The organism is Paenibacillus sp. FSL R7-0312 (assembly GCF_038004445.1).
Classification (GTDB): Bacteria; Bacillota; Bacilli; order Paenibacillales; family Paenibacillaceae; genus Paenibacillus_AQ.
Window position 1 is genome coordinate 5,676,761 of record NZ_JBBORE010000001.1, and the last position, 20,769, is coordinate 5,697,529.

Consider the following 20,769-nt stretch of genomic DNA (forward strand, 5'->3'; position numbering starts at 1 on the left):
GCATACCTTAAAGGAGTGGAGTGATGCTATTGATTTTATGCCGAAAACTTTGTACTTTTTATCATTTGCCGTCCACCGCTGCGGCTGCGGTTCTTCTTGCCGCCCCAGACGCTGCCCGCACCCATCAGGAAAGTCGGGACGCCGGCCATTACCAGCACCAGGCACCATTCGCGGAAGCTGAGCGGGACGGTTTTGAATACCGGCTGCAGGAACGGCAGGTACATTACGGCCAGCATCAGGATCACGGATGACAGAACGGCGAGCACCAGCGCTTTGTTCTGGAACGGATTCCGGTGGAATACCGACCGGGAGCTGCGGCAGTCGAAGACATGGATGAGCTGGGCCATAACCAGTGTGGCAAATGCAACCGACTGCGCCCGCACCAGCTGCTGCGCATTATCCGGGGCAATACGCAGCGTCAGCCAGAATGCGGCCAGGGTGCAGAGGCCGATCAGCAGCCCGCGGCTGACGATCTTCCAGCCCAGACGGCGGGCAAAGATATTTTCCTTGGCTCCGCGCGGCTTGTGCTCCATTAAATCCTTCTCCGGCTGATCTACCCCAAGCGCCATAGCCGGCAGCCCGTCTGTGACCAGGTTGACCCAGAGTATCTGGATCGGCACCAGCGGCAGCGGCAGCCCCAGCATCATGGCGAAGAACATTGTCAGAATCTCGCCGACATTCGAAGCCAGCAGATAGCGGATAAACTTGCGGATGTTCTCATAGATATTCCGGCCTTCTTCAATGGCTGCAACAATCGTCGAGAAATTGTCATCCCCTAAGATAAGTGATGATGCTTCTTTGGTTACATCCGTGCCGGTGATACCCATGGAGATTCCGATATCGGCCGCCTTGATTGCCGGAGCATCGTTCACACCATCCCCGGTCATCGCCACCACATGGCCCTGGCGCTGAAGCGACTTGATAATCCGCAGCTTATGCTCGGGAGATACCCGGGCGTATACATAGACGTTATCAGACACTTTGTCGAGTGCATCATCGTCCATCCGGGTAAGCTGGCTGCCGGTTAGGACAGTGCCCCCCCTCTGCAGAATGCCGAGCTGATGGGCAATGGCTTCCGCAGTCGTTCCATGGTCTCCGGTAATCATCACTGTTTTGATTCCGGCCCGGCGGGTAACTTGAATCGCATCGCGCACTTCACGGCGCGGCGGGTCAATCATTCCGGCAAGCCCTACGAAGACAAGCTGGCATTCCGCTTCTTTCTCGCTGCCGGCCACTTCTCCGGTACGCATCTCGCGGTACGCCATCCCCAGTACGCGCAGCGCACCTCCGGCCATTTCCTCATTGGCCTCCAGCACCTTCTGGCGCAAGGTTGGCGTACAAGGAACCACTCCGCCTTCCCACAGCATATAGGAGCAGCAATTCAGCAGCACATCAGGCGCGCCCTTGGTGCAGATCATCCGTCCGCCGGGATGGCTGACGATCACAGACATCAGCTTGCGTTCAGAATCAAATGGAAATTCTGTTTCCCGGGTATAGGTAACAGCAAGCGTTTGTGCGGTTAACCCCATTTTGGCAGACAAGGTCACCAGCGCGCCTTCGGTCGGATCCCCTTTAAGCTCCCACACAGACTGGGCGTCTGCAACCTTTTCGGCTTCCGCGCCTTTGCCCTTCTTCTTGCCGCGTGTATCGGCGACAGTCTCAAAAATCTCCGCATTACTGCATAAAGCGCCTACCTGCAGCATCCGCCGCAGACTCTGGTCATTCTTCAGATCTACAGGCTTGCCCTTATGGAGTACATGTCCCGCAGGCGAATACCCCTCTCCGGTCACTTCCAGACTCCGTCCGCCGTTCCACACCCGCGTTACCGTCATTTTATTCTGAGTGAGCGTTCCCGTCTTATCTGAGCAGATGACCGAGGCGCAGCCCAGGGTCTCAACGGACGGCAGCTTCCGGACAATGGCCTTACGCTTGATCATCCGCTGGACACCCAGGGCAAGAGCAATGGTTACAATCGCCGGAAGACCTTCCGGAATGGCTGCTACAGCCAGACTGACACCTGCCAGGAACATCGCCGGTGCGGGCTGTCCATGCAGGATTCCTGCAAGGACAACGACAATCGTGAGGCCCAGGGAGACATAGATCAGAATCTTGCCCAGCTGCTCCAGACGGTGCTGAAGGGGTGTTTCCTGGGTTTCGGTATTCTGGATCAGGTCGGCGATCTTGCCCATCTCGGTATTCATTCCGGTGCGGACGACGACCGCCCGGCCTGTTCCCCGGGTTACCATCGTGCCCATGAAGCCGATATTCTTCTGGTCGCCAAGCGGGATCTCTTCGGCATGAATCACCTCCGCATGCTTGGAGACCGGTAAGGATTCCCCCGTCAGTGCCGATTCCTCGGCGTAGAGGGCGCTGCACTGCAGCCAGCGGACATCCGCAGGGATACGGTCACCGCTCTCCAGCAGGACGATATCACCGGGTACCAGCATTTTGGCTGCAATCACTTCCTGCTTCCCGCCGCGCAATACCTTGGCAGACGGAGCAGACAGCTGTTTCAGTGCCCTGAGCGAACGCTCGGCGCGGAACTCCTGTACGAAACCGAGCACCCCGTTAAGCAGAATAATGGCAATAATCGTGATCGCATCAAGATATTCGCCGAGCAGCCCGGATACCAGTGTCGCACCCATCAGCACCAGCACCATGAAATCCTTGAACTGATTGAGCATGAGCGTAACAGGCGATACTTTTTTGCCCTCCGACAGCTCATTGTACCCGCTCTCTTTACGTCTCTCTGCAGCAGCCTCAGCGCTCAGACCCGCTTCCGGATGAACGCCGAACATCTCCTGCAGCTCCTCTGCACCGAGGCGGTGCCAACTTTTTTGTTCCATGACTTATCTTTCCCCTCCCGGTCGTTTCTTGACTTCCGGCGGCGCACAGCTTTTCCACCTGTTCATGTCCAAGTGTATTCATGGTCGTCCCAAATTATCACCGCATCCGGTTTCTCCTTTTGCGCGAACGAGTGAAAGTATGGCATCATAGGGGGAGTACATTATTTTTAGGCGACAGGAGAACTTTATCATGGCATTAGACGGCATCGTTACCAAAGCGATCGTGCATGAGCTTCAATCCTTCATCGGTGCACGCGTCGGCAAAATATATCAACCCAGCACACATGACCTGATCTTCACCCTGCGCGGCGCGGGCGGCGGCGGCAAGCTGCTGCTGTCAGCGAATCCGACCTACCCCCGGCTGCATCTGACCGAGAGAAGCACTATCAATCCGGCGGAAGCGCCAATGTTCTGCATGCTGATGCGCAAGCATTGTGAAGGCGGCACCATTGAGAGCATCACGCAGGTAGGCATGGAGCGGATTATTCATATTACAATCAGAACCCGGGATGAGCTGGGCGATGTCTCCGCCAAAAAGATCATCATCGAGCTGATGGGACGCCACAGCAACATCATTCTGACTGAGTTGTCCACCGGCACGATTATCGACGGGATTCATCATGTCACCCCGTCGATCAGCAGCTACCGGGTCGTTATGCCGGGAGCGGCCTATACCGAACCGCCGCAGCAGCATAAGCTGAATCCGCTCAGCACCGGTCGTGCGGATTTCATTGCCCTGATGGCTTCGGCCGAAGAAGCAGCTCTGTACGCGGCCGAGCATCCGGAAGAACCTGAAGAGGATATGATTGAAGGCGAGATCGCGGGGCTTCTGGCCTCTCTGGAAGAACCGAAAATCGACGGCTCCGGCGGCCCCGCCCCTTCAGCCGACCCCGCGGGCTGGCTGGTTCATGCTTGGAGCGGCCTGAGTCCGCTCATTGCCGGAGAGATTGTCCTCCGGTATCAGGAGCTCGGTGGCGGAGCCCTGGAGTTCAGCAGCGGGGCAAGACATCCGGAGCAGCTGTGGGAAGCCTTCGATTCCGTAATGGAGCCGGTAAGGGAGCTGCAGTTCTCGCCGATCTCCGGCTTGAATGCCAAAGGCAAACCGATCTTTTCCGCCATACCGCTGAAACTGATGGGCGGGAATGTGAAGCAGTACAGTTCCATCAGCACGTGTCTGGAGGATTATTACGGGGATAAAGCGGAGAAGGATACCGTGAAGCAGCGGGTAAGCGACCTGATCCGTTTCCTCGGCAATGAGCGAGGCAAAAACATCAAGAAGCTTGCCAATCTGCAGAAGGATCTGGACGAGGCCCAGGACGCCGACCAGTTCCGGATCTGGGGTGAGCTGCTGTTCGCATCCCTGCATACTTTGAACAAAGGGGATAAGACGGCAAAGCTAGTAAACTATTACGATGAGAATCAGGCAGAAATCACGGTTCCGCTAGATCCGCTGTTAAGTCCTACGGACAATGCGCAGCGCTATTTCAAGAAATACAACAAATATAAGAACAGCCTGCGGGTCATCGGCGAACAGTTGCTCAAGACCCATGAGGAAATTGCCTACATGGAGACGCTGCAGCAGCAGCTCGCCCACGCCTCCCTGAATGACATAGAGGAAATCCGTGAGGAGCTGGTAAGCCAGGGCTACCTGCGTGACCGCAGCAAAAAGGGCAAAAAGAAGAAGAAAGCGACCCGCCCTACCCTGCAGGTGTTCACCTCTTCCGAAGGCATAGATATCTATGTCGGCAAAAACAATCTCCAGAACGAATATGTCACCAACCGGCTGGCTTCAGCAAACGATACCTGGCTGCACACCAAAGACATTCCGGGTTCGCATGTGGTCATCCGCAGCGAGGAATTCGGCGATGCCACCCTGGAAGAAGCTGCACAGCTCGCCGCCTACTTCAGCCAGGCCAAGCAGTCGAGCAGCGTTCCGGTAGACTGCACCCTGATCCGGCATGTCCGCAAGCCCAGCGGAGCGAAACCGGGCTTCGTCATCTACGATCATCAGCGGACGCTATTCGTCACACCGGATGAAGAGCGTATCAAAGGTCTGGCAAGCGTTCTGCGAAGCTAGTCCCGGGAAACCAAACAACCTCCATTCCACTGGCATCATCGCCAATGGAATGGAGGTTGTTTGTGGTTTTGCCGCCCTCAAGTTTCATAGGGCAGGTATTGTCACAGGCTGCCGGCCCTTCCTTAAGAGGATCGCTTTGTATTCAGGTTCAGGCTCAGCTTCGGGCCGCCTTCAACTGCTCCAGCACAGCTGTGGATACATGGACACTGCCAATATCCCCGTGAAAAATCACGCCTTGCCGCGCCCCATGGAAATCCGAGCCGCCGGTGACCAGCAGGCCGAATTCCTCAGCCAGCGCAAGATAACGCTCATGCTCCGACGGACCATGATCGGAATGGTAGACCTCGATTCCGCGCAGAGCACCGGTCTCCAAGATCATCCGCACCAGTTCATCATCCCCGTAAATACCGGGATGGGCCAGCACCGCTGCACCGCCCGCTTCCTGTATCCAGCGGCAGGCGGTTTCCGGCGTGATGCGTGGAGGCGATACATACGCCGCTGCACCTTCAGCCAGATATTTATCAAACGCATCCCGCATGTCCGCTGCTGCTCCCAGGCGCACCAGCTCATCGGCAATATGCGGCCGGCCGACACTCTCATCCGGCTTCAGCTCCCGGCCCATGCCCGATAACACCTGCTCCATGCTGATCTCAATCCCCAGCCCGCGAAGCTTGTCTATTATTGCCTCATTTCGCCCTAGGCGGGTATTCCGCTGCTGTTCCAGCCGGGACAGGAACAGCTCCTGCTCCGTATCGATATAATAGCCGAGCACGTGAATCTCTTTCCCTCCGGTCCTCGTGCTGATCTCTACACCTGGAACTACAGTAATACCGAGCCGCTTACCGGCTTCCACCGCTTCTGCAATACCGCTTACGGTATCATGGTCGGTAATGGCTACTGCCGCCAGCCCTTTCTCATAAGCCAGACGCACATTCTCAGCAGGAGGCTGCATACCGTCCGAAGCCTGTGTATGGCTATGCAGATCACATCTTCCCGGTGCATGCCCCTCTTCTATTCCCTGTGTATATTCACTGTTATTATTCTTCACTTCCATATGAATCCCCCTCCATTCTCCAAGTGTATATCTTGTCTGCGGCTTCCGGACCCGCCCAGGGGCAGACGCCTTAGCCGTTCTTATGAGCTATTGCCCGTCTGCATGCTGGCGCAGGAAGGTCAGGAATGTCACGGCCGAAATCGGCAGCAGTGTTGACTTCAGATGAATCGCGTAGAACTGCCGTTTGAATGAGGCATCTGTGAGATTAACAATCTTCAGCAGTCCGAGCGCTACCTCATGCTTAACCGATGATGTTGAAATAATCGTTATTCCAAGCCCTGCCTCCACAGCCGACTTCACTGCACCTGTACTGCCCAGCTCCATCACAATCCGCATGTCACCGGGATCAAGTCCCTTCACTACCAGTTGCTCTTCCATCACCCTCCGTGTCCCTGAGCCCTGCTCACGCAGCACGAACGGATAACCGAGCGCATCACTCAGGGTAACTTCAGACAGCTCCGCCAGCGGATGACCCTGCGGAACGATCAGCTTGAGCTCATCGCCCATGACCGGCTCGATGACCATATCCGGATGGGATACCGGCGCTTCGATCAGCCCGAAGTTCAGCTGGTGTTTGTTAATCTCCTCCATAATCTGCGTGGTATTCATCACCTTCATCATGATTGAGATGTTCGGGTATTCCCTGCCGAAGGGACCGAGCAGACGCGGAAGCACATATTCACCGATGGTCAGGCTCGCACCCAGCTGCAGCCGCCCCTCCAGCATATGGGTGAAGGCTGACATCGCCTGATCCGTCTCCCGCATTAGCTGCATACTGCGCAGCGCGAACGGCATCAGCGTTCGGCCGGCTTCGGAGAGCATTATTTTCTTAGTCGACCGGTCAAACAGCTTGGCCCCGAAATAATCCTCCAGCGCCTGAATCTGCATTGTCACTGCAGGCTGTGTCATATGCAGCGTCAGTGCCGCCGCCGAGAAGCTGCCCCGTTCGGATACGGTATAAAAAATATGTAGCTGGTGAAAGTTCATGCTTTTCTGACTCCTTTTCAAAATAACCACACAAAGTGGCGATTTGCTTCGGGTGAACGCCTATTCTTCAAAAAAAGGGCACGCAGCCTTAAGCCGCATGCCTTCCTTGACTTACATCCCTTCTATTTGCGTCTGCGGCGCTTCTTCATCAGCTTCATGCGGCGGGAGTGGCGCAGCCACGAATAGTACTTCTTGAGATCCCGCAGCTGGGGAGTCGCCGAAATCCGGCCTAGAAACGACACTATCACCATGACGTACAGCGGCTCACCAGCGAGCGAAGTCACGCCCTCAAGCTGCCTGAAATCGACCACAATCACCGTATCACCGTCGATCAGATAGGCATTATACTCACTGAGCGAATAGGGTCTCACCCTGTTCTGCTTCAAGCATTGCCAGATCCATGCCGTCACTTCGCCGTTCCCGTCATCCTCCTCTGCGACACGGTCCGCATAGCGGCTCTTCGCATGCTGGGTAAGCACGATATCGGCAATCCCGTAGTCATTCAGCACGATATGGAAGGGCTCATACGCCCCCCACCATTCCATCCCCTTGCCATGCATTGTCATCACACTCCACGTAAAAGGGTCTTGGCATGCTCTTATTGTTGTCAATCTTACCGCATTGATGTCTGTTGTTCAAGCATACCGCCCTCTCCGTCAAGCATAGAGGCGATAGTCTTAGTATCCGTTCTTGTGAAGGCTGATATCGCTGTCATCAACATAGCTGCTGCCTTTGATCATTTTGCAGCTTTTTTTGAAGCGGGCCGCCTCTTCGGACAGGTCCTCGACCGAAGCGAATCTGCGGCTGCGGGTGGTTACAACGGCGATGGAGATCGAGACCAGCGGAATTTCCTCCATCCGTCCTGAACGGCTCTCGGTCAGCACAAACTGCTGGGCCAGATGCTCTGCATGATAGAAATCTTTTACCACCATATCGAACGCCCTGATGATGCTCCTGCAGCACTCCTCATATTGGTAATGGCTGATGAAAATAATAAAGTCATCCCCGCCGATATGTCCCAGAAAACCGTCCAGACGCAGCGCCTCATGCTTCAGAAGCTCCGCCGTAGCCTGGATCATCCGGTCGCCTTCCTTAAACCCGTATGTATCGTTGTAAGCCTTAAAATGATCCAGATCAATGTAAAGAACACTGAACTGCTCCTGCAGCAGCGATCTAACCATCCACTCCGTAATACTGACATTGCCCGGCAGTCCTGTTAACGGGTTCAGAAAGCTGGCCGCCACCGCCTGAATTTCTGCAAAATTAAGCAGCAGATCCCGCACACTCACCGCTCCGAACAATGCGTTCCCGTGGGTGACGATCACATAGTCGTACAGATTCTCATCGTTCCTGGCCATAGCCAGCCTGCTCACATCAATGATCGGCGTCTTATAATCCACCACAAGCGGATTTTTATCCATCACCAGCTCCACGGATCTGCCCATATACAGCGTATAACCGTACAGCGTACCGATCTGCTGATAAAAACGGATTCTCATGATGAGCGCTACCGTATAGCCATTCTCAGTTACTGCGACGCCTTGGAGCTGTGGATTCTTTTTGAAAATCTGATCTACAAACTCGCATTTGTGATGAATCGTAATTTCCGGAATCTGTTCGGCGATTTCACCAATTTGAAGAAACATGCCTATACCCTCCTCTTACTGGAAACGGCTGTGCCGAAGTAGGGAATCCTCCATGTTCAGGCAGATGGGCCGGTCTTCCAAGCGCATAACCTTGACCAAACTCCACTCCCGCCTTCTGTAAAAAAAGCAGCTCCTGCGCCGTCTCGATGCCTTCGGCAATCACCCGGGTGGACGAGCGGTCCGCGTATTCCCTGACTAGCTCCAGCAGCTCCTGCTGTTCCCTGCTGCTGTGAATTCCGCGAATCAGCGACTTGTCCAGCTTAATGAACTCCGGTTTCAGGTAGACTAGCGTCTTGAGGCTATTATAACCGGAACCGGCATCGTCAACGGCAATGCGGAAGCCCTGTTCACGATAATGGGACAGCACTTTCTCGAATCCGATATAATCCTGCACCGCCTGACGTTCCGTCAGCTCAAACACCACACGCTCCGGCGCAAGTCCCAGCTCCTTCAGGAGGGTAAGAGTTTCACCGCTTTTGTGGCGGGAATCATTCAGCACTCCCGGATGCACATTAATAAATACCAGTTTATCACCCGCAGCCTCCGCCCCAGGCAGCCTCTCCATATAACGGGACAAGGACATTCTCCGGCAATACTGCTCGAATCTGAACATCTGCTCTGTCCTTCCGGCAAAATCATAGAAATGCTCGGTGCTCGGAAACTGCGGGGAGCTGGGCGGCCGGTTCAGTACTTCATGTCCGATCGTTGTCCCGCTCCGCAGATGCAGAATCGGCTGAAAGTATGTATCCAGCATTTCCTTATCCATAATATCAAGCAGCATGGATAATCTCCCCAGCTCCCTGGCTTCTTCCCTTAATCTTCCGCTCAGATGCTGGAGGTATTGCGGCAGTGCCGCCAGCTTGCGGGACAGAGTCCCTGATTTATTCATTTTATCACCTGTATGTTTTCTTCGTGAATTTTGTCACTCTCTCCAGCATAGTCCGGAAGTATTAAGCAGGTATAAACTATGGGGGGGCAGTCATCGGTTTCCGGCAGTAATTTAGAACAGGCCCGGACTGGTATAACGTTAGATTCACACTAGTGAAAAACACATGGGCAAACCGCCTGCTGAGGGTCTGGAATGACCCGGTTATGGTATATGCCTAAGAGTATCCGGTATGCATAATTGCACTTTTCACAACTAAATCTTCTGATTTTCAACCACCTCTCCGTTTAGTTGTATTTCGTGCAATTAAAGTGACTGTAGCAGAAGGCTTCCACCGATTCTCGCAGATTTAGTTGTACAGAATACAGTTATAAGATGCACGCACATCTTTTCGCTGTGTTTAACAGTACAGAATACAGCTATCACTGAATACCCATTTGAAACTGAATACACAAATTACTGCATTAAATGAACTGTTGTACTAACCGGAACATATTCAGGATATTTCCAGGTACAGCAAATAACCTCAGGCCCGCAATTGCGGAATGAGGTTAAGTTAGAAACACACAAGAGCATCAGACTTAATTAGGATGCGTTAGAATTAAAGCCTCAGTTACAGCTCCAGGCCGACTCCGCTCATTCTGAGCTCCAGCATCCTGGCAATCAGGCTGCCCAGATGGGCGCCGGCCTCTACCGGAGGAGTACCTCCCTGATGAATGTTGGACAGGACCATCCGCTGGGAATCTGTCATTCCGGAACGCGGCCTGTAGCCAAGATAAGCACTCATAGACCGGGAGGTGATCAGTCCCGGGCGTTCTCCGATCAGCATTACAATCACTTCGGGCTCCAGAATATCGCCAATAGCATTCATACAGCCGACCCTGGCCTTCCGTACAAAAAACGGCGTCCCCGCAGCCAGACCGTGAACCGACAGAGAGTCCAGCAGCGCCGGATAGATATCCCGCAGGTTGCTGTCAATGGCATCGGCACTTAGTCCGTCCGACACCACAATCTGCACCTGGGGAGCCTGGATACAGCGCTCCCGCAGCTGCCGGATACTGCTCTCCGGCAGCTGCCGGCCCAGATCCGGCCGTTTCAGGTACAGCTCCTTGTCCGTCACCTCTGAGTCAACCGCAAACAGCTCCAGCTCATCCAGCAACGTGCTGCTGACGCTGCCGTATACTGAATCGACTGCAGCCGCATGATCCAGGCGCAGCTGCAGCTGCTCACGGGTCGTCGGCCGTGTTCCTGCCCGGCCTGTGCCGATCCGCGCCGGTGTAGCCTTACGCAATCTTTCCATTCCCTCCGGATCGTAGAATGCCATGCTTGCCCCTCCTTCGCTGTTTAAATGAATAATGTGGGATCCCCGGCAAGTGCAGTCAGTCGGCCATTCTTCAGGATGCCCATTTTGTCCGCCCAGGCCGAGAACTCTGCCCCCGGCTGCAGACGCAGCAGCTCCCGTACAGTAGCAATATCATGAAAGCTGGTCGACTGGTAATTCAGCATGCAGTCATCCGCCATTGGAACTCCGATGAAGAAGTTCACACCCGCTGCTGCCAGGAGGACAGCTAAGTTATCCATGTCATTCTGGTCTGCCTTCATGTGGTTCGTATAACAGACATCCACACCCATTGGGAGTCCCTGGATCTTGCCCATGAAATGATCCTCAAGCCCGGCCCGGATTACCTGCTTGCTGTCATACAGGTACTCGGGTCCGATAAAACCGACGACGGTGTTCACCAGAAACGGCTTGAACGCTTTGGCCATTCCATAGCAGCGGGATTCCAGTGTAAGCTGGTCCACACCGTGATGACCGCCCGCTGACAGCTCAGACCCTTGCCCCGTCTCGAAATACCAGCGGTTCTCCCCGCTGGCCGTGCCGGACTCCCGGATCAGCTGATCCGCCTCCTGCAGTAACCGCAGATCAATCCCGAAGGATTGGTTGCCGCTCTGTGTACCGGCAAGACTCTGGAAGATCAGATCCGCCGGAGCCCCCTTGGATATGGCTCTCATCTGGGTGGTCACATGAGCAAGCACACTGTTCTGCGTTGGTATGCCCCATCTGTGAATGACCTCTTTGGTTTCATGGAAGAGGCGGATAATATTCTCTGTTGTATCAATGACCGGATTGATACCGATTACCGCATCCCCGATGCCGTAGCTCAATGCTTCATAGACGGAAGCCTTCATCCCCAGCGGATCATCCGCAGGATGATTGGGCTGGGCCCGGCTCCCGAGCCGCCCGCGTTCTCCCAGCGTAGTATTGCAGCGGGTAATCACTTCACACTTGGCCGCGGCCTGGATCAGATCCAGATTGGACATCAGCTTGGCAGCCGCAGCGGCCATCTCACTATTCAGGCCTCTGCCGATCCGGCGCACCTTAGTCTCAGAGGCAGCGAGCAGCTGTTCCCTCAGCTCTCCAACCGTCCAGCTGCGGATCGTTTCGTAGACCGCTTCATCCACTCCCTCTTCGATCACTCTGGATACCTCGTCAGTCTCTGGAGGCAGCAGCGGGTGGCTGCGGATATCCGCCAGCGTCAAGCCGGCCAGCACAAGCTTGGCTGCCATCCGTTCGCGGTCGTCCGCTGCAGCAATTCCGGCAAGCTGGTCCCCGGACTTTTCTTCATTTGCCTTGGCAAACAGCTCCTTCAGATCATGAAACCGGTAGCTTTGGCCAAGCAAAGAGACGGTCAGTTTCATCGCGCTTCATTCCTTTCCGCCTAATTCGTTGAACTAAAGACCAGGGTCTTGACGGCAACCGGTATATAATCCCCGTCCACCGGGATTCCAATGTCAATATAATCGCCATGTGCCACTGAAATCTGGTCCAGACAGACGCAGGCTTGCCCGCCTTGGGATAGCAGATAGATACAATTGCCCAAAGCTTTGGCAATGTCATTCTCACAGATCAGGATGCAAAGCTTCAGCTTATACTTCCGGGAGCACCCGGTCACTGCTTCAGCAATCCGGCGTAACACAGAATAGGAGCAGGAGTTCATTTCGGGGATGGCGATTGCAAACTGCATTTCTTCCGGTTCATTTGAACCGTGCCTTATGGCTCCCGCAGCAAAAGCGGCTTGTATAGAGGCCAATATCTCATCCGGCTGCTCACCGTCCTGGACCTGTACGGGCCAGACCAGCTCTACAACGGGAATATTCCGCAGAGGCAGCAGGTTGGGGTCTGCATAAACCGTTGAACCGCTGAGCTGCAGGGTATGAACACCGGCACCAATCACTGTAGCCCGCTGCGCGCCTGGAGCGACCTGTAGCTTCACCGGGTAGTGTTCGGACGCCTTTATAATGGCATGAGCGAGCAGTGGCCCGATATCCCCATACCTTGCAGTCTCCGCGATATTGCGGGGAGCGGCCTGCTCCATTAATGCACCCACACCCCCGGAGATCCAGAGCTCCGTAACTGTAGCCTCTCTTGCAAATGCAACCGGAAGGTCCGGGTGACCATAAATTAATGGACAGGCTTGCGGATCACTGCCCTTAAGCAGGTTCTCCAGCAGCAGTTCACTCCATCTCCGGGTGATCTCCTGCAGCACAGGCCAATCCGTCTGCTCCCCCTCTTGCAGCCACAGCCCTTCCCGGTTCAGCCATTGCCGGGCTGCGGGATATATTTTCGCTACGGTTCCAGCCTTATCCAGCATAATCAGCCGGCCGCCGATATGAAAGTTCAAGGTTCCTATAATGCTTCCGCTGTTGAAATATGCCGCGTTTGCTGTGCCACCTCCGATATCCACATTGACTATCGTCCCCGCCGCTCTTCGCGAATAAGCCTCCGCTCCAGCGCCTTTGCCTGCAAGGACAGCCTCCAGATCCCCGCCCGCCTGGGCAACCACGAACTCTCCCGACTCTCCCGCCAGCTGATGGAGGATGGAATCCGCGTTCGATCTTACCGCCGTTTCTCCAGTAATAATGACAGCCCCTGTATCTACCTCCTCAGGCTTCAGTGCCGCACTGCGGTACTCTGCCGACAGAATCCGCTGTAATGCCGGAAGATCAATTTGCGATTCGCCTATCAGCGGTGTTAGATGCATTGGGCTCTCATATATAATATTCCGCTCCGTGATTTGATATTGCGGCAGCATGGACACACCATATCTCCGTCCGACCGTAAGTCTGCTGAAGACTATTTTAGTCGTACTCGTTCCAATATCAATTCCGACACTGGTAATTTCGCGCTTCGGTTCTATACCATTCCCTCCCGCCTGCCGCAGTGCCATGATATAAAAAAAGACGCCTTATCAGCCTTGCATCGCTCTGCCATGCGTACCTATTACGTCTGTGCCCTCTGTTGTACTCGTTGTGTTGTATTTATTGTGTTGTATTTATTGTATAGATCTATTGCAGATAGTCCCAGCGCGATCAGCTTGCTTTCCTTGAGGATATAGTAAGTCACCGGCGGTTAGCTGTCAATTTAATTAACATTCCCCTGCATAATGTCATCCACATCCCACTACCGGCTGATTCCAAGGTATTCGTACCCCACATTGTATTCGGTTTTTCGCATACATCCGGCTCGTCTTCCCTATCGCTGGAGCATTGTTTAAGTGATCAAGAAATACATTAAATTCAAAAAAACAGACGCCAGCGGCGCCTGTCCAATATAACTATATTTGAATTTACAAACCGTAATAACGGGACTTGTCCGGTCCATTGCTGGTGTATTCAGTCTTGAGTTCATTGCGGTAGGAACGCTCAATCTTGCGCACGTAGGAAAGTCTGCGGACATTCTTCATAACTTCCTCGGCGCGTTCCGCGTTCACATACATTACCGCATAGTGCATTTTTCGGGAAACATAGTGCAGTGTTCCGTATTTCTCCAGGTTACGCGCTGCCTTGACGTCGCTAACCCAAACGATATAACCTGTCCGTTCCGCAAACATAAGCTCATCCGCCTTTCTTTCTCTATTCTCCATACGGCCAGCTTATCCGCAAGAGCATTTGCCTCCGCTGCCGCATCCGCCTTTGGGGGACGGGTCATTGCTCGGAACCTTGATGCTGTCCGATACCGAGAAGGCGATTGCTTCAGACATGGAGTGAAGAATATCATCCAGCGTCTTCTCCGCATTCTTGAAGCGGACAACCTCTTCGAACTGTTCCATCTCCCGCTCTACTAACTCAACCTCATCCTTGGCCGAATGATAGTTCGGGTGAAAATGTCCAAACCGCTGTGTCTCCTCAAACAGCTCCTTCTTGCTCTGCAGCCGTTTGACCATGGCCTGGATTTCGGGGCTCTGATCGACCCGCCCTTTCCAGTATAAGTAATCCGACACTTCGGCGGATTGGTTAATCATATCGCCTAATTCATAGGCGTATGTCAGCACTTCGGCCATATCGACCGTATTTAATTCCGCTACGCTCATGAACTTCAACTCTTTTCTGCATTAATGTTCTACCGCAAACGGTAGACTACCTTATCATAACATATCCGGTTGCTCCAGAAGAAGAGGAATTTCTCTGTTTGACCGGATGCAGCAGCTTCATTTCCTGCCAGTCTTCGGCAGCAAGCTGAATCTGCTCTACAGTCCCTGAACCTGAACGCAGCAGATTCCCACGTACTCTCCACGGGCGGCCGCTTATTTGCTCCGGAATGAAGTCTGCTGTTTGGCCCTGCACGGAAATTCTAACCTTGATTCCCCAGCCCAGCGCCTGCTCCATCACCTTCTGCGCAGTGGTCACATGGTATTGCCTCCAGTGGTTGAACCACATTTGCGGAACGGCATCTTCACCCGGAAGCAGCTCCTGATCCTGCGCTGTCCCCGCCAGCGGCAGGAGCTTCGGATACGGAGCAGCATCAATCAGTCCCCGTTCCCCGGCAGGAGAAGGAAGCTCATAACGGAGCGTTGCAGCGGACCGTTCAAAAGGTCCGAACGGGTTGTGCGGCTGCAAGGCCTGCTCCCGGCCGCCGATGATTCTGGGCGGAGCCAGCCCGGCTGCAGCCAGCTCCTTGCGCAGCTGGCCGACAGATTCCGGGCGAACGATGAAGTGGAGCGGGCCAATCCGGGTCAGACTATCCTGCAGCCGGGGATGGGCAGCAATATCTCCGCTGTCCTGTTCACCTGCACAGGACAGCAGAATAACCTCATACAATGATGTCCGCCCGATTCCCTTAGCCCACTGCCGCAGCGACAGCTCCACTTGCTCCGGCAGCCCCCCCTGAGCATGCGCGGTAAGCCAAGCAATGGCATTCCCGGGAGGACAGCCCAGCTCCGCTGCGGACTCCAGCATTTCACGGGTCAGCCGGAAGCTCCAGAGGTCCTGATTATGCAGCAGCTCGGCGTATCCTGCCAGGGTCCAGCGGATGGCATAAGGAACTTCAGGCGGAACCAGCACCTCGAAATCCGGCTGGACAATGAACCTGCAGGCCGCAGGTACAGCGGATTCTGCGGATAAACCCCAGTCCGCGCCAGTCTCCCCTGACTTCAATGAGCAGCCGGAACGTATCTCCTCCTGATCCTGCTCCTCCTGATCCTGCTCCTGCTCCTGCTCCTGCTCCTCCTGCCCATGTTCTGGCCAGCCTTCTGATACAGCAACTCCGCCGCAAACTTCATCTGGTTGAGATTCCTTCGCTTTCACTATTTCTGAATCTTCTCTACTTATCTCCGGTTCTATTGTACCTGCCGAAGCTCCGTCCAGTTGCGGCTTCACTGCCTTCCACCGGAAGCAGAGCTCTCCCTTGGCTGAATAACCCAGGTCACACCATCCGAAGCCTGCCAGGCAGCGGAGCCAGGCAATGGCGGACGCATGAAGCTCCGAAGCGTCCGGCCCGGCATCCGACTGCACCTTGGTTAGGCCGCTCTGTATCATCCAATCTAGAAGAGGCGGCACGGCAAACCATTCTCCCGAGGGGAATTCAGCTGTGGAGATCACATGCCTGAAATGCTGTTCATCAGGCTTCGGAGAGCCGTATCGGCTGATTACTATGCGGTATAGCATATCGGTCATCTCCTGCTCGGTCAGCGCCAGCCAGCACTGCAGCTTCGTTATATCTATTAAATATCCGCTGCTGCTGCGGCTGATCAGACCCAGAACAACCATCAAATCTACGATAACCGTTACCGAAAGCGGGTAAAGCTCAGGACTGTCCTGGTTCAGCTTAAGTCCAGCCAGATGCTCCTCCTGCACCGACAGCTGGCCTGCGAGCAAGCCAAGCTGCTTCTTGTGTATAAGTCCCTTGGCTGTCAGCGGCAAGCCCTCCCGCGCTGTAAATAACAGCCCCCGGAACAGCTCAGCAGCCAGACCCGTGCAGGTAGCAAGCTGGGCCTGTACATCTGTTTCTCCAAGACTCTGCGGACGGGCAGGCCAGAAGCTACGCCCGATCCGGGGGAACCTCTGCTGCGGGATCTGATACAGCTTCTCTCCCCACATTTTCTGGCGCAGCTCCAGCATTCCTGCCGTGAGCAGCTCGTTCAGCGCGAGCTCCTGCTCAGCGCGGCACAGGAATGCCGGCCGCAGCCGTTCAATGCTATCCGCCGCACAAGGGCTGGCTGCATGTTCCGCATATATCGCCTGGAGTACTGCCTGCGCTTCCGGCGTCAGCTTCTGCACATCTGCATCAGGCTTCTGCCTCATCATAGAATAGCCTCCTCCGCGGATTCCAGCATTCTGACTGCGTAATCGTAGCCTTGCTCGGTTAAGAACATCCTGCGCCGCAAGGCGAATTCCTGCTCCCTGCTGTCCCCCGAGACCAGCGTATAGAAATACGCCTTGTTGTCGCCCGGCTTTGGCCGCAAAATACGCCCCAGCCGCTGAGCCTCCTCCTGCCGCGAGCCGAAGGCTCCGGATACCTCAATCGCCACCGAGGCATCCGGCAGATTAACGGCAAAATTAGCCACCTTCGAGACGACCAGCAGGGGCAGCCGCCCTTCGTTGAAGGCGGCATACAATGCGCTCCGTTCCTTCTGTGTAGTTTTGCCGGTAATAAGCGGCGCGCCCAGAGTCTCCGCCAGCTGCTCCAGCTGGTCCAGGTACTGGCCGATCACCAAGATCGCCGCCCCGGCATGTGCCGCAGCAATCGATGCCGCGGCTGCAGCCTTAGCCTGATTGCCGGCCGCTAGGCGGAACTGTTCTTTCGCCCCGGCATAGATATATTGCTGCCGCAGCCGCTCATCCATCGGGACAATCACTTCTGTACAATCCACTGCCGCAATCCACCCCTGTCTCTCCAGCACCTTCCAGGGCAGATCGTAACATTTGGGCCCGATCAGGGAGAACACATCACCTTCCCGGCCGTCCTCCCGGACCAGTGTTGCTGTAAGACCCAGCCGGCGCGTAGCCTGAATGTCTGCCGTAGCCCTGAAGACAGGAGCCGGGAGCAGATGGACCTCGTCATAAATGATGAGCCCCCAGTTCCGCTCATTGAACAGATTCATGTGGACAAACGGTCCTCCCTTGGCTGTACGGTGGGTCAGAATCTGATAGGTGGCGACCGTGACAGGCCGTACCTCCCGCTTCTCACCGGTATATTCCCCTACTTCATCCGCGCTCAGGGTCGTCCGCTGCAGCAGCTCACCCCGCCACTGCTCCACCGAGGTGGTACTGGAGGTAAGAATCAGCGTTTCACACTGCAGATGCTCCAGGACTGCAATCCCTACTACCGTTTTGCCCGCTCCGCAAGGCAGAACAACAACACCGCTGCCGCCGATGCCCCCAATCCCCTGGAACTTCCTGACGGCATCCCTCTGATAATCCCGGAGCCCGAAAGCTTCCCCGGTAATTCCGTCGCCCTTGCCTGCTTCCTCTATCCAGGCAAGCTTCAGCTCCTGTCCATCCCGGAAACCGGCATAATCAAGTACCGGATATCCAAGTCCTGTTAATTCCTGCTTGAGCAGCCCCCTGTTGCTCTTCGGACAATAGCTGTGCAACGGCCCTGCCCTATACCAGCCCAGTTCTTTCAGAATCAGGCTGTCCTCCAGTTCATCCAGCAGTCCGGCCTGATCAGCCGAGAGCGTCATGAGCAGCGGATCCGTTACATGCGTGCGCAGCTGCAATCTTCCGTACCGGGACATCAGCTGCCTGATTTCACCCTCAAGTCCTGAGGGAATTCCCCAGCGTGACAGCCTGCGGAGCTTAGCAATAACCGCCTCTGCCTCCTGGCCACCAGCCGCTGCATTCCACAGGGACAACGGTGTTATCCGGTAGGTATGATAGACCGGAGGGCTTTTGACAAGCTCGGCAAATTCAGCCAGGACCGCCCTGGCCTCCTCATAACCGGGATGGCCGCATTCCAGCAGAACGGTCCGGTCGTCTCTGGTAATGCACGCACCCGTTCCATCAGTGTTCATAGTATCCCTCCTTGTGATCTATAGTGTGTAAGCTTTAATACAGCAGGAATTGGATCATCCCATAGACAGGTAGCACAAAATAACCCCACAACGTGGGGCTTTTCACATATTAATTTCAATTTTGAAAAAGCCCACCTCCGCGTAACGGACATGAGCTTTCCATAACCCTATTTAATGCAGCTGCCGCTGGGAGATTCCGCTTAACGCCTCTGATGCCTCATCCGCATAAATCCTTTTCACCGCCAAGTCGCCAAGCGACACAATTCCGATCAGCTTCTTGTCACGGGTCACCGGAATACGGCGGATTTGCCTTGAAGCCATCAGTTCCGCAGCCTCATCAACAGAAGCCGTCTCCGAAATGGAGATAACCTCCCGGCTCATGACGGTTTCAACGGCTGTGGAACCGGGATGCTTGTCCGCATAGCCCCGGAGTACAAGATCACGGTCCGTGATTACACCCAGCAGCGTTGCCCCGTCGGCCGAATCTACTACAGGAATGAAGCCCGTCCCGTAATCTCTCATTTTGACGGCAACCTCATAGATATTATCGAGCAGCGTGACCGAAGCCGGATCGGCGGTCATTACTTCCTTGACTGTCTTCAAGAATGAACCCTCCTGTCTGCCATGTCACCATGCCATTTGTGAGTAGTTTTACCTCAAGCGTCAAATATTATACAAATACATTATTGTTCATTTAGGCAGGAATCGGCCATAGCTACCAGAAGCTTCGCCCCATAGAGCATGGCATCCTCGTCAATGTCAAATTTGCTGTGATGATGCGGATAGACAGCATCCTTGTCCGGATTGCCTGCACCCACAAAGATGAAGCAGCCGGGAATTTCCTTAACATAATACGAGAAGTCTTCTGCCGGCATAATTTTCTCCATCAGAATTACATTAGCGCCTTCACCCAGCGCTTCCGGGGCGACACGGTAAAAGCGGTTAAACTCCTCTTCATCGTTCACCAGCGGCGGGTACCCCATCAGATAATCTACAGTCGCCTCTGCCCCATACGCTGCTGCGATGGAAGCTGTCATTTCCTCGATTCTGCGGCGGATCAGATAGCGCGTCTCTTCATCGAACGCGCGCACAGTCCCGGTAATCCGGCAGCGCTCGGCAATAATATTCTGGGCAGATCCGCCTTGAATCGTTCCTACGCTGACCACTGCAGGACGCAGCGGATCTACAGTCCGGCTGACTATGCTCTGCAGCTGGGTGACAAGAGCCGCCCCTGCCACAATGCTGTCCACCGTACGGTGCGGCATGCCGCCGTGGCCGCCCTTGCCGATAATATCGATGAAAAATTCATCGGCAGAAGCCATCAGCGGGCCTGGCGCGCTGCCCACGGTTCCTAGCGGAAACGGCGTCCACAGATGCAGCCCATAGACGGCATCTGCACCTTCCAGCACCCCTTCTGCGATCATCCCCATTGCACCGCCCGGACAGACCTCTTCCGCCGGCTGGAACAGGAAACGGATCTCGCCACGGATTTCTTCACGGCGTGCGCTGTAATAGGCAGCCGCAGCCAGCAGCATAGCCGTATGCCCGTCATGACCGCAAGCATGCATAACCCCGGGATTCTGCGAAGCATACTCCCGCCCATTCTCTTCAGTAATCGCCAGGGCATCCATATCTGCGCGCAGAACAACCGTTCTGCCGGGCAATGCCCCTGTAAGTATACCTGTCAGCCCGTAGCCGGACCCGCTTCTTCTAACTTCAATCCCCAGTTCGGACAGTCTTGCCCCGACATAGGCGGATGTCTCCTTCTCCTGATAAGACAGCTCCGGATGGCGGTGTAAATGGCGGCGCCATTTCACCATCTCCGGCAGCAGGTCCTCTACCGTTAACCTCTCCATAATTCTCCATTCCCTTCTCCGGCAGCATACTTCGGACAAGCCTGCAGTCTGACTCTTCTATGTAAAGACCGGCCGCAGCATGCCATATATCTTTTATTGTAGCAGAAACACAAAAAAGTAGGTA

Annotated in this window: 16 protein-coding genes; 1 reads left to right on the plus strand and 15 read right to left on the minus strand. The window is 54.9% G+C overall.

Annotated features, from left to right (window positions below; genetic code table 11):
* Positions 1 to 35 precede the first annotated feature (35 nt).
* Positions 36 to 2,846, minus strand: coding sequence for a calcium-translocating P-type ATPase, SERCA-type (locus tag MKX70_RS25020; protein WP_340841074.1), 2,811 nt, complete (start codon positions 2,844 to 2,846; stop codon positions 36 to 38).
* Positions 2,847 to 3,036: 190 nt separating this feature from the next.
* On the opposite strand from MKX70_RS25020, the gene MKX70_RS25025 reads away from it, so the two are divergent.
* Positions 3,037 to 4,923, plus strand: coding sequence for an Rqc2 family fibronectin-binding protein (locus MKX70_RS25025; RefSeq protein ID WP_042235736.1), 1,887 nt, complete (start codon positions 3,037 to 3,039; stop codon positions 4,921 to 4,923).
* A gap of 154 nt (positions 4,924 to 5,077) precedes the next feature.
* On the opposite strand, the gene MKX70_RS25030 is transcribed toward MKX70_RS25025, so the two are convergent.
* The 14 genes from MKX70_RS25030 to MKX70_RS25095 form a co-directional block, all read right to left on the minus strand.
* Complete coding sequence (locus tag MKX70_RS25030) at positions 5,078 to 5,938, minus strand: PHP domain-containing protein (protein ID WP_445323715.1); 861 nt, start codon at positions 5,936 to 5,938, stop codon at positions 5,078 to 5,080.
* Positions 5,939 to 6,064: 126 nt separating this feature from the next.
* Positions 6,065 to 6,964 (minus strand): selenium metabolism-associated LysR family transcriptional regulator, encoded by a 900-nt coding sequence (locus tag MKX70_RS25035; protein ID WP_340841075.1) that lies wholly within the window; start codon positions 6,962 to 6,964, stop codon positions 6,065 to 6,067.
* Positions 6,965 to 7,086: 122 nt separating this feature from the next.
* Entirely contained in the window at positions 7,087 to 7,524 is a 438-nt protein-coding gene (locus MKX70_RS25040; protein ID WP_042235732.1) for a hypothetical protein, read from the minus strand.
* Positions 7,525 to 7,641: 117 nt separating this feature from the next.
* On the minus strand, positions 7,642 to 8,610 hold the full coding sequence (locus MKX70_RS25045; protein WP_042235730.1) for a GGDEF domain-containing protein: 969 nt from the start codon (positions 8,608 to 8,610) through the stop codon (positions 7,642 to 7,644).
* Positions 8,591 to 9,499 (minus strand): EAL domain-containing protein, encoded by a 909-nt coding sequence (locus MKX70_RS25050; protein ID WP_042235727.1) that lies wholly within the window; start codon positions 9,497 to 9,499, stop codon positions 8,591 to 8,593. Before MKX70_RS25050 ends, MKX70_RS25045 begins: the two co-directional genes overlap by 20 nt.
* 610 nt (positions 9,500 to 10,109) lie before the next feature.
* Positions 10,110 to 10,820 carry an ethanolamine ammonia-lyase subunit EutC gene (gene eutC, locus MKX70_RS25055; protein WP_042235724.1) on the minus strand — a complete coding sequence of 237 codons (711 nt, stop codon included), beginning with the start codon at positions 10,818 to 10,820 and terminating at the stop codon, positions 10,110 to 10,112.
* 20 nt (positions 10,821 to 10,840) lie between these two features.
* Positions 10,841 to 12,196: an ethanolamine ammonia-lyase subunit EutB gene (locus tag MKX70_RS25060; protein WP_340841077.1), complete on the minus strand. Its 1,356-nt coding sequence runs from the start codon at positions 12,194 to 12,196 to the stop codon at positions 10,841 to 10,843.
* Positions 12,197 to 12,216: 20 nt separating this feature from the next.
* Positions 12,217 to 13,725, minus strand: a complete 1,509-nt coding sequence (locus MKX70_RS25065; RefSeq protein WP_340841078.1) for an ethanolamine ammonia-lyase reactivating factor EutA — start codon at positions 13,723 to 13,725, stop codon at positions 12,217 to 12,219.
* 399 nt (positions 13,726 to 14,124) lie between these two features.
* A complete protein-coding gene (locus tag MKX70_RS25070; protein WP_020432997.1) occupies positions 14,125 to 14,388 on the minus strand; it encodes a YlbG family protein in 264 nt (87 codons plus the stop codon).
* A 42-nt stretch (positions 14,389 to 14,430) separates the two neighbouring features.
* Positions 14,431 to 14,868 carry a YlbF family regulator gene (locus tag MKX70_RS25075; protein WP_042235721.1) on the minus strand — a complete coding sequence of 146 codons (438 nt, stop codon included), beginning with the start codon at positions 14,866 to 14,868 and terminating at the stop codon, positions 14,431 to 14,433.
* A gap of 46 nt (positions 14,869 to 14,914) precedes the next feature.
* On the minus strand, positions 14,915 to 17,080 hold the full coding sequence (locus MKX70_RS25080) for a helicase-associated domain-containing protein (protein ID WP_340841079.1): 2,166 nt from the start codon (positions 17,078 to 17,080) through the stop codon (positions 14,915 to 14,917).
* The gene (locus MKX70_RS25085) at positions 17,077 to 18,789 is read right to left on the minus strand and encodes a DNA repair helicase XPB (protein WP_042235718.1); all 1,713 of its coding nucleotides are present in this window, start codon (positions 18,787 to 18,789) and stop codon (positions 17,077 to 17,079) included. The genes MKX70_RS25080 and MKX70_RS25085 overlap by 4 nt, the downstream gene beginning before the upstream one ends.
* A 171-nt stretch (positions 18,790 to 18,960) precedes the next feature.
* Positions 18,961 to 19,392, minus strand: coding sequence for a CBS domain-containing protein (locus MKX70_RS25090; RefSeq protein ID WP_340841080.1), 432 nt, complete (start codon positions 19,390 to 19,392; stop codon positions 18,961 to 18,963).
* Positions 19,393 to 19,472: 80 nt separating this feature from the next.
* A complete protein-coding gene (locus tag MKX70_RS25095; protein WP_042235714.1) occupies positions 19,473 to 20,645 on the minus strand; it encodes a M20 family metallopeptidase in 1,173 nt (390 codons plus the stop codon).
* Positions 20,646 to 20,769 lie beyond the last annotated feature (124 nt).